Origin of the sequence: Aureivirga marina (assembly GCF_015767265.1) — a bacterium.
In the GTDB taxonomy this organism is placed as follows: Bacteria; Bacteroidota; Bacteroidia; order Flavobacteriales; family Flavobacteriaceae; genus Aureivirga; species Aureivirga marina.
In genome coordinates, this window is the sequence record NZ_JADPIB010000007.1 from 152973 (window position 1) to 167980 (window position 15008).

The window sequence follows — 15008 nt, forward strand, 5'->3', positions numbered from 1 at the left end:
TAAATAATGTTTTATATTTGTTCAAAATAAATCAAAATTAAAAAACACCATCATGATAAAAAGAATCGCAATATTTGCATTAGCTATGGTTGCAATTTCTTGTGGAGATAACAAGAAAAAAGAAGAAACAAAAGAAAAACCTGAAGTAAAAGAGCAAGTTGTAAATGTTTATACACACAGACATTATCCAGCAGATCAGGATATTTTTGCAAAATTTGAAAAAGAAACTGGAATTAAAGTAAATGTTGTAAATGCAAAAGCTGATGAGTTAATCCAAAAGATGATTCAAGAAGGTGAGCATTCTCCAGCAGATGTTTTGATTACAGCAGATGCAGGAAGATTAGTTAGAGCAGAAGATAAAGATTTATTACAACCAATCGTTTCTGAGGAAATCTTAAAAATAGTTCCAGCTAACTTAAAAGATGAGGATAATAAATGGGTTGCTTTAACAAAAAGAGCTCGTGTAATGGCTTATGCAAAAGATAGAGTAAAACCAGAAGAATTATCTACTTATCAAGATTTAATTTCAGATAAATGGAATAAAAAAGTATTAGTTCGTTCTTCAAATAATATTTACAATCAATCTCTTTTAGCTTCAATCATCGCAAATGACGGAGAAGAAAAAGCAAAAGCTTGGGCGGAAGGAATGGTGAAAAACATGGCTAGAAATCCAAAAGGAAATGATAGAGATCAAGTAAAAGCTGTTGTAAATGGAGAAGGAGATGTTGCAATTGTTAATACATATTACATTGGAAAATTATTGAACTCATCTAAACCAGAAGAAGTAAAAGCTGGAGAAGGAGTTGCAATTTTCTTCCCAAATCAAGAAACTACTGGAACGCATATTAACATTAGTGGAGCAGGAGTTGCTAAGCATGCACCAAACAAAGAAAATGCTGAGAAATTCATCGCTTATTTAATTTCTAAAGATGCGCAAGAAGTTTTTGCTAAAGCAAATTATGAATATCCAGTAAATCCAGAAGTTCAACCTTCAGAATTATTACAGTCTTGGGGAGAATTTAAAGAAGATACATTATCTTTGTCGAAATTAGGAGAAAACAACAAAAAAGCTGTAATCATCTTTGATGAAGCACAGTGGAAATAATTTTGTTCCCTTCTTGAGAGGGGGTAGAGGTGTGTTCAATTTCTGAATGAAACTCTAGGTTTGTTTCTTAAGATTTGAAAAGAAACATTGAAAATATAAAAATCTAAATGCAATTTATGTTTAAATCAACGCATTTTAAAAGAGATTTTAATCGATGGTCAATTTTTTTATTGGCCATTGTTTTTTTTATCGCATTACCAATTATCGCCATTTTTATAAAACTATTTGGTGGGCCAGGAGAAACTTGGTCTCATTTAGTGAGAAATGTATTGACTTCTTATATTAGTAATTCACTTTATTTAATCATTGTTTGTGGAATTTTAACCGTTTTGTTTGGAGTTTCATCCGCATGGTTTGTTTCCAGATATAAGTTTCCTTTTCAAAAATATTTAGAATGGTTGTTGATTTTACCACTTGCCATTCCTTCTTATATTACTGCTTATGCTTTTGCTGGTTTGTTTGATTATGGAGGTTCTTTAGAATTACTTTTTAAACAAATTGCTATTCAAATTCCTAAATTGGATATTATGAATATTCATGGTTTAGCTTTAATTCTGAGTGTTTCTTTGTATCCATATGTATATGTTGCTTCCAGAGCTTTTTTTCTACATCAATCTGCTAATTTAATTGAAGTTTCTAAGCTTTTAGGTGTAGGAGAGTTTAAAACTTTTTTCAAATTACTTTTACCGATGGCTCGTCCAGCAATTGTTGGAGGTTTGGTTTTGGTTTTAATGGAGGTTTTAAATGATTATGGAGCTGCAAAATATTTTGGTGTAAGTACATTTACAACTGGGATTTTCCGTTCGTGGTTTGCTTTAGAAGAACCTGAAACAGCTGTGTATTTAGCTGCACTTTTAGTTGCAATTATTTTCGGATTATTACTTTTAGAAAAATACCAAAGAAGAAAAATATCTTATTCTAATAGTGTAAAATCAGAAAGAAAACAACAAAAAATAGCTTTATCAAATTCTCAGAAATGGTTGGTTTTTTCTTGGGTAAGTATTCCAGTTATTCTTGGTTTTATTCTACCTGTTCTACAATTAATTTATTGGGCGACTCTAACGTATAAAGAAGTTTTTACATCGGATTTCTTTACAATTGCCATGCAAAGTTTAGGAATTGCAATTTTAGCTGCAATTGGAACTGTTTTTGTAGCAATTTGTCTGATTTATTTCACAAAATGGAATCGAATTCCTTTTATTGGAAATTTGTCGAAAATTAGTGTTTTAGGATATGCAATCCCAGGAGCTGTAATTGCTGTTGGTGTGATGATTCCAACGTTAACATTAGATAAATGGATGATTGGCGTTGCAAAAAATTTTACTTCCGAATCGATTGGATTAATCATTAATGGAAGTATTATTGGATTAACATACGCTTATATTGTTCGATTTTTAGCAGTTGCTTACAATCCAATTGAAGCCACAAGTTTGAAAATTGGAAATGCTTTGCCAGAATCCTCAAAAATGTTAGGAATTGGAAATATTCGTACTTTTTTTAAAATTGAATTTCCTTTACTTAAAAAAGGAATTTTAAGTGCAATGCTTTTGGTTTTTGTAGATGTGATGAAGGAATTGCCTTTGACATTGATTTTAAAACCATATAATGTACAAACATTGGCTGTAAAAGCTTATGAATTTGCAAGTGATGAATTAATTATGGAAGCTTCGATTCCTTCTTTATTCATCATTTTTACAGGAATTTTACCCGTAATATTTTTAAATAAATTAATCATTGACTAACATGGAAATTTTACAAATAAAAAAACTTTCAAAATCCTTCGACAGAGGAAAAACAAATGTTTTAAATGAAATAGATTTTTCCATTATGAAAGGAAGTATAGTTTCATTTGTTGGAGAAAGTGGAAGTGGAAAAACAACTTTAATTCGAATGATTGCAGGATTGGAACGATCTGATTCTGGAGAAATTTATTTAAATGAAAATTTAGTTTCCTCTAATAAATCTTTCGTAAAACCAGAAAAAAGAAATATTGGAATGGTATTTCAAGAATATGCTTTATTTCCACATATGACTGTTGCAAAAAATATTGCTTACGGTTTGCATCAAGATAAAAAAGAAGCTAAAAATAGAATTGCTGAGGTTTTAGAATTAGTTGGATTAAAAGGGTTTGAAGAAAGATATCCACATGAATTATCAGGTGGACAACAACAAAGAGTTGCTTTGGCGAGAGCAATTGCTCCAAAACCAGAATTATTGATTTTGGACGAACCTTTTAGTAATTTGGATGCAATGTTGCGAATTCAGCTTCGAAATGAAATTTTTGAAATTGTAAAGAAAACAGGTATTACTGCAATTTTTGTAACACATGATACACAAGATGCTTTAGCAGTTTCAGATGAAATTTTGATTTTAAAACATGGAAATTTAATTCAAAAAGCAGATGCAGAAACATTGTATAAGTTTCCTAAAAATCTTTATGTTGCTTCGCTTTTTGGAGAAGTTCTGCCATTACAAAAAGAAATTTTAGAACAATTTCATTATCAAGTAGAAGAAAATAAACAATATGCTATTCGAAATAAAAATCTGAAAATTTCGGAGAATTTACCTTATAAATCTTTAGCGAAAATTGCCAATACAACCTTCCTTGGTGAAAATTACCAATTGAAATTAGCTTTAAATAATGAACAGTTTTTTCAAGTTTATACCAAAGAAAAATTAGATGTAGAAACTGTTTCTATTGGTTTTGAAAAAGAAGATTTGTTGGTTTTTTAAACTTTTCATTTTGTTGTGAAATAATTTTCAGATATACATAGAGTTAGTTTTATAGAAACAATTAACTTTGCGAAAACAACAACACAACAAAATAAAAATGAGTTCAGAAGTAAGTAAAAGATATAGCCAAAGAGGTGTTTCTGCTTCCAAAGAAGATGTGCACAACGCAATCAAAAATGTAGATAAAGGATTGTTTCCAAAGGCTTTTTGTAAAATTGTTCCAGATTATTTAACGGGAAGTGAAGAACATTGTATCGTGATGCACGCAGATGGTGCAGGAACGAAATCTTCTTTAGCTTATATGTATTGGAAAGAAACAGGAGATTTATCTGTTTGGAAAGGAATTGCACAGGATGCTTTAATCATGAATATTGATGATTTACTTTGTGTTGGAGCAACGGAAAATATTATGCTTTCTTCAACTATTGGAAGAAATAAAAACTTAATTTCTGGTGAAGTAATTTCTTCAATTATTAATGGAACAGAAGAGCTTTTAGAAGATTTAGCAAATCACGGAATCAAAATTCACTCTACAGGAGGAGAAACTGCGGATGTTGGGGATTTAGTTCGTACAATTATTGTGGATTCTACAGTTACTGCTAGAATGAGAAAAGAAGATGTAATTGATAATGCAAATATTCAAGCAGGAGATGTAATTGTAGGATTAGCTTCTTTTGGGCAAGCGACTTATGAAACTGAATATAATGGAGGAATGGGAAGTAATGGATTAACTTCTGCGCGCCATGATGTTTTTGCGAAATATTTAGCAGAAAAATATCCAGAAAGCTTTGATGCTGCTGTTCCTGAAGATTTAGTGTATTCTGGAAATGTAAAACTTACAGATGCTGTAGAAGGAGTTTCTATTGATGCAGGGAAATTAGTTTTATCACCAACAAGAACTTATGCACCAATTATTAAAAAGATTTTAAATTCAGTTGCTAAAGAAAATATTCACGGAATGGTGCATTGTTCTGGTGGAGCACAAACAAAAGTGTTGCATTTTGTGGATAATGTGCATGTGATAAAAGATCATTTATTTGCTACACCACCTTTATTTAAATTAATCCAAGAACAATCAAAAACTGATTGGAAAGAGATGTATCAAGTATTTAATATGGGACATCGAATGGAGTTATATGTAAAAGAAGAAGTCGCAAATGAAATCATGGAAATTTCTAAAGAATTTGGTGTAGAAGCACAAATTATTGGTAGAGTAGAAGCTTCAGATTCTAAAAAACTAACAATTACTTCAGAACACGGAACTTTCGAATATTAAAAAGAAATATTGATATAAAAAAAGACTCTCAATTTGAGAGTCTTTTTTGTTTGTATTAATTTGTAATTCTTAAAATATCTGTTGCTTCATTATACGTTGCTCTATATTCTCGAGCAAAATAATTTATTCCTTCTGTTAAAGGGGAACCATTTAAAATATTGAATTCGGCATTATCACAAGGACATTCTAATCTTGTGCTTCCTTTTACGGTCATTCCGCCACAAGTATTTGGATTTAAATGAGGACAAGCTCTTTCAAAAACTTTAAAAGTTCTTCCATTTACATTATAAATTATTAAACCTTGAAAACCACCTTGTGCATAACCAATTCCACCTGGAGTTCTCAAAGAGATAAATTCAGGATTTCTCAGGTTTAAAGATAGATTTACAGTTTGTGCTGGTAAATTATCATTAGTTTCATTTTCTTCACAAGAGATGAATAAAAAACTAAATATTAAAACGATAAATATATTTTTCATTAATGTGTATTTTTAAATTCTAAAATAATTGTTCTTACTTCGTAATTCAGTTATTTTAAGAACGCTGCAATTTACAAATTATTTGTATATTTGGTTTTTTGGTCCTATTCTGAGAATGTTCAGATGGGATTTTCTATTTTAATAAAAAGACGAGTTATGAGTAAAGTTTCATATTATACAGAAGAAGGATTTAAGAAATTAAAAAGCGAATTAGAGCATTTAGAGAGTGTTGAAAGACCAAGAGTTTCTCAAGAAATTGCAGACGCTAGAGATAAAGGAGACTTAAGTGAGAATGCAGAATATCATGCTGCAAAAGAAGAACAATCTCTTTTAGAATTCAAAATTGCTCAGTTAAAGCAAGTTGTTTCTAATGCTCGTATTATTGATGAATCGATGCTTGATACTTCGAAGATTTTAATTCATTCAAAAGCGAAAATTAAAAATACAGCTAACGGAATGGAATTTAATTATATACTTGTTGCAGATTCTGAATCAGATGTACGCGCAGGAAAAATTTCTGTGAACTCGCCAATTGGTAAAGGATTACTTGGTAAAAAAGTAGGAGAAATAGCAGAAATTAAAGTTCCAAATGGAGTGATGAATTTTGAAATTTTAGAAATTTCGAGAGCATAAAATTACTTAAATCTATTAAGAAAAGATTATTAAACCCTTTTGATTTTATAATTAAAAAGGGTTTTTTATTTTTACAAAAACGAATAAAAAAATGAGCTCAATTTTTACAAAAATTATCCAAGGAGAAATTCCATGTTATAAAGTTGCAGAGAATGAAAATTTTATAGCATTTTTAGATATAAACCCAAATGCAAAAGGTCATACATTAGTGGTTCCAAAAAAAGAAATCAATAAGATTTTTGACATGGATGAAGCTGCTTATTTAGAATTGATGACTTTTAGTAGAAAAATTGCTTTGGCAATGCGTGAAGTTATCGAATGTGAAAGAATTGGAATGACAGTAATTGGACTGGAAGTTCCACATGTTCACGTTCATTTAATTCCATTAAAAAAAATGGAAGATGCTCAGTTCATGAAAAAAGATAAATTAACTGAGGAAGAATTTAAAGAAACTGCGAATTTAATATCAGAAAAATTTAATTCATTATAAAGAGAAAGGAGCTAATTAAAGCTCCTTTTTTAGTAAAATACAAAATGTTGTTCCTTTTCCAACTTCGGATTTTTTGATATATATTTTTCCTTTGTGATAATCATTTATAATTCTTTTCGCTAAAGAAAGTCCAAGTCCCCAACCTCGTTTTTTTGTTGTAAAACCTGGAGAAAAAACTTTTTTTCTTAAGTTTTTCGGAATTCCTTTTCCTGTGTCTGCAATTAAGATTTGAACATATTTATGATTTTCAGACATGTCAATATTTAGCGAACCTTTTCCTTGCATTGCATCAATAGCATTTTTCACAAGATTCTCAATAACCCAACCAAAAAGTTGCGAATTTAATTTGATTTGTGTTTCCTTACTACAATCAAGATTTATAGTAAATTTCACTTGCTTAGAAACACGAGATTGTAAATATTCAATAGATGTTTTTGTAACTTCTTTTATCGGATAATTTTCTAAAACAGGAACCGAGCCGATTTTAGAAAAACGTTCTGCAATAGTGCTTAAACGATTTACATCTTTTTCTAATTCTGGAACAATTGTTTCATCGATGTTTTCAAATTTCAACAATTCAATCCAAGCAACTAAAGAAGAAAGTGGCGTTCCAATTTGATGTGCTGTTTCTTTGGCCATTCCTGTCCATAATTTGTTTTGTTCTGCAATTTTTGAAGATTTAAAAAACAAATAAACAACAGTAGAAAATAAGAAAAGAATGAAGATTAATGCGATTGGATATAAAGTCAATTTATTTAATAAATCGGAATTTCGATAGAAAATTACTTGTTCTTTTTCTCTAGTATAACTTATATGAATTGGTTCATTTTCTCGGCGCATTTTTTTCAGTTGATTCAATAAATATTTTTTTGAATCTTCATCTAATTCTTCAAAATATTTACTGTTATCTATTTTTAAATTGCTCCAAATTTCAATTTCCCCTTTTTCATTTGTTACAATCATCGGAATATTTTTATTCTTGTTAATGATTTGATCATAATAACCAATATCATCATTCACATCGATTGTAGCAATTTTCTTATAAGCTCCTGCAAGAATCTCCATTTTGCTTCTTTCTTCTTGCTTAAATTTTTGGAAAAAATCATAAGTATTCCAAAGAATCAAAGCAACAACGATGAAAGAAATTAAAACAGCTATTTTTCTTGGAGAAAATATTTCTTTAAATCTATCCATAAATTCATTCCCATTTGTCACGAAAGATATAACTAATATTTGAAGAACTTAGTATGTTCCAAAATTAAAAAAGAGCTACTTCACGGGGAAATAGCTCTTCGTATTTAAAAATTTATTGTCTTATTTTACAAATAAAAGTTCTCTGTATTTTGTTAATGGCCAAAGCTCATCATCAACAATTAATTCTAATTTATCAGAATGATAACGAATTGTATCAAAATAAGGAAGAACTTGATCACAATATGCAGTTGCTTTTTCTTCGATATCTTCGATTTTGTTTGCAACTTTTCTTGTATCAATCATTTTGCTAATTTGAGAGTTAATTGCAGCAATATGATTTGAAATTTTCTTGATTAAGATAATTTGCTCTTCTGCATAATTTTCGAAATCATCTTTAAAAATCTTCTTTAATCCAGCTACGTTCTCAATTAAAATGTTTTGGTATTTTACTGCTGTAGGAATAATGTGATTTCTTGCGATATCTCCAATTACTCTCGATTCAATTTGAATTTTGTGTGTGTAGTTTTCAAGCTCAATTTCATAACGAGCTTCTACTTCCACTTTATTCATTACATTAATTTCTTCGAATAACTCTACAGCTTTTTCAGAAATTTTTGCTTTTAATGCAGTTGGCGTAGTTTTATTATTACTTAATCCACGCTTTGCAGCTTCTTTTTCCCAAGCTTCTCCATATCCATTTCCTTCGAAAAGTATATCTTTAGAAGACTTGATATATTCTCTTAAAACATTGAAAATTGCATCATCTTTCTTCATGTCTTTTTCATCAATCAATTTGTCAACAGCAATTTTGAAATCTTTTAATTGCTTTGCAACGATTGAATTTAAAACAGTCATTGGATCTGCACAATTCGACATAGAACCTACAGCTCTAAACTCGAATTTATTTCCTGTAAATGCAAAAGGAGAAGTTCTATTTCTATCACAGTTGTCTAATAAAATTTCAGGAATTTTACCTACAACATTTAATTTTAAATCTGTTTTTTCTTCTGGTGATAATTTCCCTTTACTAACTCCTTCTAAATCTTGTAAAACTTTAGTAAGTTGCTCTCCAATAAAGATAGAAATAATCGCAGGTGGCGCTTCATTTGCTCCTAAACGGTGATCATTCGAAGCAGAAGCAACAGTTGCTCTTAATAAATCTTCATAAGTATGAACAGCTTTGATTGTATTTACAAAGAAAGTTAAGAATTGTAAGTTACTCATTGGAGTTTTTCCTGGACTTAACAAATTAACTCCTGTATCAGTAGAAAGTGACCAGTTGTTGTGTTTTCCAGAACCATTTACTCCTTTGTATGGTTTTTCGTGTAATAATACTTTAAAGTTATGACGATTTCCAACAGCCTGCATCACATCCATCAATAATGAATTATGATCTACAGATAAGTTTGCTTCATCAAAAATTGGCGCTAACTCAAATTGAGTTGGAGCAACCTCATTATGACGTGTTTTTGCTGGAATTCCTAAAAGCATACATTCTTGCTCTAAATCAGACATAAATGCCATTGCTCTTCTTGGAATTGTTCCAAAATAATGGTCATCTAATTGTTGTCCTTTTGCAGCAGAATGTCCTAATAAAGTTCTTCCTGTTAAAATAATATCAGGACGACTTTGTGCTAAAGCAGAATCTAATAAAAAGTATTCTTGCTCCCATCCTAAAGATGAGTTTACTTTTTTTACATTTTTATCAAAATATTTACAAACTGCAGTTGCATGTTCATCTACAGAACGTAAAGCTCTTAATAAAGGTGTTTTGTAATCTAAAGCTTCTCCTGTATAAGAAACGAATACAGAAGGAATACTTAATGTAGTTCCGTGAATAAATGCAGGAGAACTTGGATCCCAAGCAGTATATCCTCTTGCTTCAAATGTATTTCTAATTCCTCCATTTGGGAAACTAGAAGCATCTGGTTCTTGTTGTACTAATTCGCTACCTCCAAATTTCTCGATAGCCAATCCTCCACCAATTGTCTCAAAAAATGCGTCGTGTTTTTCTGCTGTCGAACCCGTTAAAGGTTGGAACCAATGCGTGTAGTGAGTTGCTCCCATTGAGATTGCCCATTCTTTCATAGCTGCTGCTACTTGATTAGCTAAAGAACGATCAATTTTATCTCCGTGCTCAATGGCACTCATTACACCTTTGAAAGCTTCTTTTGTCAAATATTGACGCATCTTTGTTTCATCGAATACATCGTTTCCAAATAACTCTGAGCGTCTTTTTTCTTCTTTAATAGGAACTGGCTTACGATTCAGCGTTTCCTTTAATGCTTGAAATCTTAATTTTGACATTGTAAAAAAAATTAGTTGTGTTGTTTTGTTGCACACAAATTTATAAAAAAAATCTAAACACCCTATTTTTTTATAGGGTAACTTGTTAATAATGTTATAAAAAATTAATTTTACCCCTGAAAAATGAAGTGTTTATTTTTAAATATGTAATTTTAATGAATATTATTTTTACATAAATAAAAGCTATCTTAAACTTTTAAAAGATAACCTTATATAAAGTTATTGAATTTTTAAATAGCTTATTTTAAGAATATTATAAAATTTAAAATAGTTCATTTTACAATAAAAGAACTTTGAATTTTAGCATAAAATATTTGATTTTCTGTTCGTTAGAATTCTAATTCTTGTTTATTTTTGTCCTGTTTTAAAGTTTAAAATTTTGGACAAAGCTTTAAATCAAAAACAACAACACACAACACAACTAAAGACATAATGAAGAAATCGTATTTCTCAACAGATTTTAAACTAGGAGTTCTTGGAGGAGGACAATTAGGAAGGATGCTTTTATCCGAAACTCAAAAATATGATGTATTTACAAGTATTTTGGATGCAAGTCCAGATGCTCCATGTGCGAAATTTTGTAATGAATTTGTACAAGGAAGTTTAATGGATTTTGAAACTGTTTACAATTTTGGAAAAACAGTTGATGTATTAACTATTGAAATTGAACATGTAAATATTGAAGCATTAGAACAATTGGAAAAGGAGGGAAAAACAATTTATCCACAACCAAATGTTTTAAAAACAATTCAAAATAAAGGAGATCAAAAAGATTTTTATACAAAAAATGCCATTCCTACAGCTCCATATAAGCGATATGAAACTGTAGAAGATTTAAAAAAGGATTCACATGAATTTCCTTTTGTTTGGAAATCTACACAATTCGGTTATGATGGAACAGGAGTAAAAGTTGTTCGAACTGCTTCCGATTTAGAAAATTTACCAGAAACACAATGTATTGCAGAGGAAATGATTCCTTTTAAACATGAATTAGCAGTAATTGTTGCGAGAAATGCGAGTGGAGAAGTGAAAACATATCCAGTGGTGGAAATGGAATTTCACCCAGAAGCAAATCAGGTAGAATATGTAATTTGCCCTGCAAGAATTTCAGATGAAGTAGCGACAAAAGCTCGTGAAATTGCTTTAAATGTTGCTGAAGCATTTAATCATGTTGGACTTTTAGCTGTTGAAATGTTTCAAACAGAAGACGATTCCATTTTAGTAAATGAAGTTGCACCAAGAACACATAATAGTGGACATTATAGTATTGAAGCTTCTTATACAAATCAGTTTGAACAACATCTTCGAGCAGTTTTAAATTTACCACTTGGAAATACGGAAAGCAAAGTAGGTGGTGTAATGGTGAATCTTGTTGGAGAGGAAGGTTATTCTGGAAATGTGCATTATGAAAATATTGAAGAAATCATGCAATTAGATGGTGTAACGCCACATATTTATGGAAAGAAAATGACAAAACCTTTCCGAAAAATGGGACATGTTACTATTGTAAATAAAGACATCAATAGAGCAAGAGAAATTGCACAAGAAGTAAAAAAGAAAATTCGTGTGATTGCTGAATAAGTTTTATGATTGCATTAAAAAGAACAAATTCAGAAAATAAAGATTTCATTTCTTTAGTGAAAAATCTTGATAAAGAATTAGCTATAAGAGATGGAGATGAACATGATTTTTACCATCAATTTAATGGCATTGATACGATAAAATATGTTGTTTTAGCATATGAAAATGGAAATCCTTTAGGATGTGGAGCTATTAAACAATATGATTCTAAAACGATGGAAATAAAAAGAATGTTCACGAAATTAGAAAGCAGAGGGAAAGGCGTTGCTTCAAAAATTCTTTTAGAATTAGAAAAGTGGGCAAAAGAGCTTTCTTTTGAAAAATGTATTTTAGAAACAGGATTAAAACAACCAGAGGCAATTGCATTATACGAAAAACAAGGATATAAGGTAATTTCAAATTACGGACAATATGCTGAAGTTGAAAATAGTCGCTGTTTTGAAAAACAAATAAATGATTAACAACACAACAAAAATATGGCACAAGTAGGAATAATTATGGGAAGTAATTCAGATCTTCCTGTAATGCAACAAGCAATTGATTTTTTAAAAAGCATTGAAATTGAAATAGAAGTAGATATTGTTTCTGCACATAGAACTCCAGAAAAATTAGTGGATTTTAGTAATAATGCACATAAAAGAGGAATTCAAGTAATTATAGCAGGAGCAGGAGGTGCTGCACATTTACCAGGAATGGTCGCTTCAATGAGTCCACTTCCAGTTATTGGAGTTCCTGTAAAATCTAGAAATTCTATAGATGGATGGGATTCTGTTTTATCTATTTTGCAAATGCCAGGAGGAGTTCCTGTAGCAACAGTTGCTTTAGACGGAGCTTTAAATGCAGGAATCTTAGCTGCACAAATTATTGGAGCAAGTGATTCGAAAGTTTTAGACAAAATAATCGCTTATAAAGAAGGCTTAAAACAGAAGGTATATAAAGCGTCTGAGGAAGTGAAAAATATTTCTTAAATATCTGGTTTTCATTTTTATATGTTTAAATAAGTAGTATATTTAAACAGAAATAAATCGTTTGTGGAGACCAGTGTAAAAACTGAAAAATAAAACCTCATTGTAATAAAACAATGAGGTTTTTACCTTAAAAAGGGTGATTGTGTAATAGAAAAAAAAGAATTACGAATTATAGATTACAACATTAAGCAAAACTTTGAATTGCTTCATAAGCATTGTCTTGATATTGTTCATTTTTTAAATCTTGAAATATAACACTTTGATCTATAATAGGCCCTGTAAGAACATTTTCTTTGCTAGCATAAAACCCACCACTTTCTAAGTTCGGATTGTTAATCCCATCTACAAATCTTTTCGCTCCTTTTGGTAAACTATGAGATAATCCCATTAAAGGCATAAATATTGGCATTCCAATATATTTAAACATTATTTTTTGAAGGAAAGGTAAACTGTCAAAACCTTCTGTTCCTCTAGTTCCTCCTGGACTGATACTTAAGAATTTTATGTGAGGATATTTTCTTGCCATAGAAGACATCCATAATGTTCCTCCATATTTAATCACTCCATAAACTTGAAGCGCATCAAAATCACTTCCGAAATATTGCCCATTAAATACATTTCTAAACTCTTCTATTGATGAGGTTTTTAAATCTGGACGTTTCATTCCTGTTTTCTTAATTCCTCTAGCAGCTTCAGAACTTGCAAAAAGAACCGTATTTCTTAATTTATTTGCATCTAAAAGTTCATTCACTAAAACAACATGTCCTAAAAGATTTATTGCCGTTATAGTAGTTACACCATCTTTTGTTAATGCTCTCGGAGTTTTCCCTCCAACACCTCCTGCATTTAAAATGATTGCATCAATTGGTTCTTTTAAATTTCTGACTGCTTTTCTTACAGAATCTGTATCAGAAACATCTAAAATGATAATTTCAAAAATTTTTCTTCCAGTGATTTTTTCTAAATCTTTTTTGGCAATTTCTGCTTTTGCTTTATTTCTACAAGCTAGATATATTTTTGTTGTTTCGCTTTTTAATGCTAATTGTCTTGCTGTATCTTTTCCAATTCCTGTATTAGCTCCAGTTATCATTATTACTTTGTTCATCACTTTACATTTTAAATTGTTTTGTTGGTTTTAAAGACTTTACTCAAAGAAATTTTTAGTTTTTGTATTTCTTTTTAATCTCTTTGAAATTTTCTTTGTTCACGTTTTCACCCGTGATTACATGATGTTCCACAGCTATTAGATAATTAGAAATATCTTTTTTAAACTGACCCTTTGCAATCCATCCTAAAAAAGCTGGTTTTGTTCGTAAAACCATTGTCATTGTAAGTTTCGATTGTGTATCTGAAATTTTATCAACATCATAAATTCCATATGTATAATCTGTGTTTAATGGAATTCCATCTGTTTGATAAATTAATACTTTGAATGTATGATTTTCAGCGTCAAACTCTATCTGTTTTTCCTCTAAATATTTCGTTCCTTTTTCATTATAATTACACTTTCTTGTTACATTTTCTCCGCCTGTTATATGACCTTGATTATATTCTGAACTCACAATTTTTGGATGTGAATTTGCAATTGCACCAAAATCTTCTCCTACAACTTTCCAAACTTTTTCAATAGGTGCATTGATGATTCTTTCCACAGAAAACTTAATCACTTTCTTATCTGTTTTCTGTGCAAAAACTTGCGTCGTAAAAACAATAAGAATTATGGAAAATCCTATTTTAAATACTGATTTCATGATTTTGTTTTTAATAATTTTACTACTACTTTTTTGTTTCTCTATATTTAATGAATAGGATTAATCCAATAATTCCCAATACAAATTCTAATCCTGTAGCTTTTTGTAAACTGTCTACAGGTGTGCCATCTACGACAATACTAATCACACGCCCAATTCCTAAACCTAGAAAAAGAATGAATGAAGTTACATTGGAAGTAAATGTTAGTTTTTTATTAAATGCTCCTGAAATTGTCAAAATTCCTATAGAAAGTACAAGCACACCAAAAGCTCTGACATCGTTCAGTAAATTTACATTTCCACTTACATCAATTGCAGCAGTTGCTTTCATTTCTGCTGGAATAATAAGTGTAGAACCTCCTATAAATGCGAGAATTACACCCGAAATAATTAGGAAGATTTTTAATACTTTTGAATTCTTCATGATTTTATCTTTTCAATTACATTACAAAGTTCCTGAAAAGACATCGGCTGAATTTCTTGTTTCAGCTC

General features: G+C 30.1%; 15 protein-coding genes. 9 read left to right on the forward strand and 6 right to left on the reverse strand.

Annotated elements, in window-relative coordinates:
- The first annotated feature begins 52 nt into the window (after nucleotides 1-52).
- From I1A51_RS14630 to I1A51_RS14645, 4 genes are all read left to right on the forward strand, one after another.
- Entirely contained in the window at nucleotides 53-1105 is a 1053-nt protein-coding gene (locus I1A51_RS14630; RefSeq protein WP_196895190.1) for a Fe(3+) ABC transporter substrate-binding protein, read from the forward strand.
- Between the two features lie 116 nt (nucleotides 1106-1221).
- Nucleotides 1222-2847, forward strand: a complete 1626-nt coding sequence (locus I1A51_RS14635) for an ABC transporter permease (protein ID WP_317192852.1) — start codon at nucleotides 1222-1224, stop codon at nucleotides 2845-2847.
- A gap of 1 nt (nucleotide 2848) precedes the next feature.
- The gene (locus tag I1A51_RS14640) at nucleotides 2849-3838 is read left to right on the forward strand and encodes an ABC transporter ATP-binding protein (RefSeq protein ID WP_196895194.1); all 990 of its coding nucleotides are present in this window, start codon (nucleotides 2849-2851) and stop codon (nucleotides 3836-3838) included.
- Between the two features lie 97 nt (nucleotides 3839-3935).
- Nucleotides 3936-5114 (forward strand): AIR synthase related protein, encoded by a 1179-nt coding sequence (locus I1A51_RS14645; RefSeq protein ID WP_196895196.1) that lies wholly within the window; start codon nucleotides 3936-3938, stop codon nucleotides 5112-5114.
- Between the two features lie 55 nt (nucleotides 5115-5169).
- Here I1A51_RS14645 and I1A51_RS14650 read toward each other — a convergent pair whose 3' ends face one another.
- Nucleotides 5170-5592, reverse strand: a complete 423-nt coding sequence (locus I1A51_RS14650) for a Rieske (2Fe-2S) protein (RefSeq protein WP_196895204.1) — start codon at nucleotides 5590-5592, stop codon at nucleotides 5170-5172.
- 156 nt (nucleotides 5593-5748) lie between these two features.
- Between I1A51_RS14650 and greA the strand changes: the two genes are divergently transcribed.
- Both greA and I1A51_RS14660 read left to right on the forward strand, forming a co-directional pair.
- Nucleotides 5749-6225 (forward strand): transcription elongation factor GreA, encoded by a 477-nt coding sequence (greA, locus tag I1A51_RS14655; protein ID WP_196895206.1) that lies wholly within the window; start codon nucleotides 5749-5751, stop codon nucleotides 6223-6225.
- 91 nt (nucleotides 6226-6316) lie between these two features.
- Nucleotides 6317-6715 carry an HIT family protein gene (locus I1A51_RS14660; RefSeq protein ID WP_196895208.1) on the forward strand — a complete coding sequence of 133 codons (399 nt, stop codon included), beginning with the start codon at nucleotides 6317-6319 and terminating at the stop codon, nucleotides 6713-6715.
- Nucleotides 6716-6730: 15 nt separating this feature from the next.
- Here the strand turns inward: I1A51_RS14660 and I1A51_RS14665 are convergent, their stop codons facing one another.
- Together I1A51_RS14665 and I1A51_RS14670 are read right to left on the reverse strand one after the other, a co-directional pair.
- Nucleotides 6731-7909 carry a sensor histidine kinase gene (locus I1A51_RS14665; RefSeq protein WP_196895210.1) on the reverse strand — a complete coding sequence of 393 codons (1179 nt, stop codon included), beginning with the start codon at nucleotides 7907-7909 and terminating at the stop codon, nucleotides 6731-6733.
- Nucleotides 7910-8029: 120 nt separating this feature from the next.
- A complete protein-coding gene (locus I1A51_RS14670; RefSeq protein ID WP_196895212.1) occupies nucleotides 8030-10216 on the reverse strand; it encodes a glutamine synthetase III family protein in 2187 nt (728 codons plus the stop codon).
- A gap of 432 nt (nucleotides 10217-10648) precedes the next feature.
- On the opposite strand from I1A51_RS14670, the gene I1A51_RS14675 reads away from it, so the two are divergent.
- From I1A51_RS14675 to purE, 3 genes are read left to right on the forward strand one after another with little or no spacing between them, the layout of a single operon-like run.
- On the forward strand, nucleotides 10649-11797 hold the full coding sequence (locus I1A51_RS14675) for a 5-(carboxyamino)imidazole ribonucleotide synthase (protein WP_196895214.1): 1149 nt from the start codon (nucleotides 10649-10651) through the stop codon (nucleotides 11795-11797).
- A gap of 5 nt (nucleotides 11798-11802) precedes the next feature.
- Nucleotides 11803-12258, forward strand: coding sequence for a GNAT family N-acetyltransferase (locus I1A51_RS14680; RefSeq protein ID WP_196895216.1), 456 nt, complete (start codon nucleotides 11803-11805; stop codon nucleotides 12256-12258).
- 15 nt (nucleotides 12259-12273) lie between these two features.
- The gene (gene purE / locus I1A51_RS14685) at nucleotides 12274-12765 is read left to right on the forward strand and encodes a 5-(carboxyamino)imidazole ribonucleotide mutase (protein WP_196895218.1); all 492 of its coding nucleotides are present in this window, start codon (nucleotides 12274-12276) and stop codon (nucleotides 12763-12765) included.
- A gap of 184 nt (nucleotides 12766-12949) precedes the next feature.
- On the opposite strand, the gene I1A51_RS14690 is transcribed toward purE, so the two are convergent.
- The 3 genes from I1A51_RS14690 to I1A51_RS14700 are packed head-to-tail and all read right to left on the reverse strand — an operon-like array spanning nucleotide 12950 to nucleotide 14940.
- Nucleotides 12950-13870 carry an SDR family NAD(P)-dependent oxidoreductase gene (locus tag I1A51_RS14690; protein WP_196895220.1) on the reverse strand — a complete coding sequence of 307 codons (921 nt, stop codon included), beginning with the start codon at nucleotides 13868-13870 and terminating at the stop codon, nucleotides 12950-12952.
- Nucleotides 13871-13925: 55 nt separating this feature from the next.
- Nucleotides 13926-14516, reverse strand: a complete 591-nt coding sequence (locus tag I1A51_RS14695; protein WP_196895222.1) for an SRPBCC family protein — start codon at nucleotides 14514-14516, stop codon at nucleotides 13926-13928.
- Between the two features lie 25 nt (nucleotides 14517-14541).
- Nucleotides 14542-14940: a DUF4345 domain-containing protein gene (locus I1A51_RS14700; protein WP_196895224.1), complete on the reverse strand. Its 399-nt coding sequence runs from the start codon at nucleotides 14938-14940 to the stop codon at nucleotides 14542-14544.
- Nucleotides 14941-15008 lie beyond the last annotated feature (68 nt).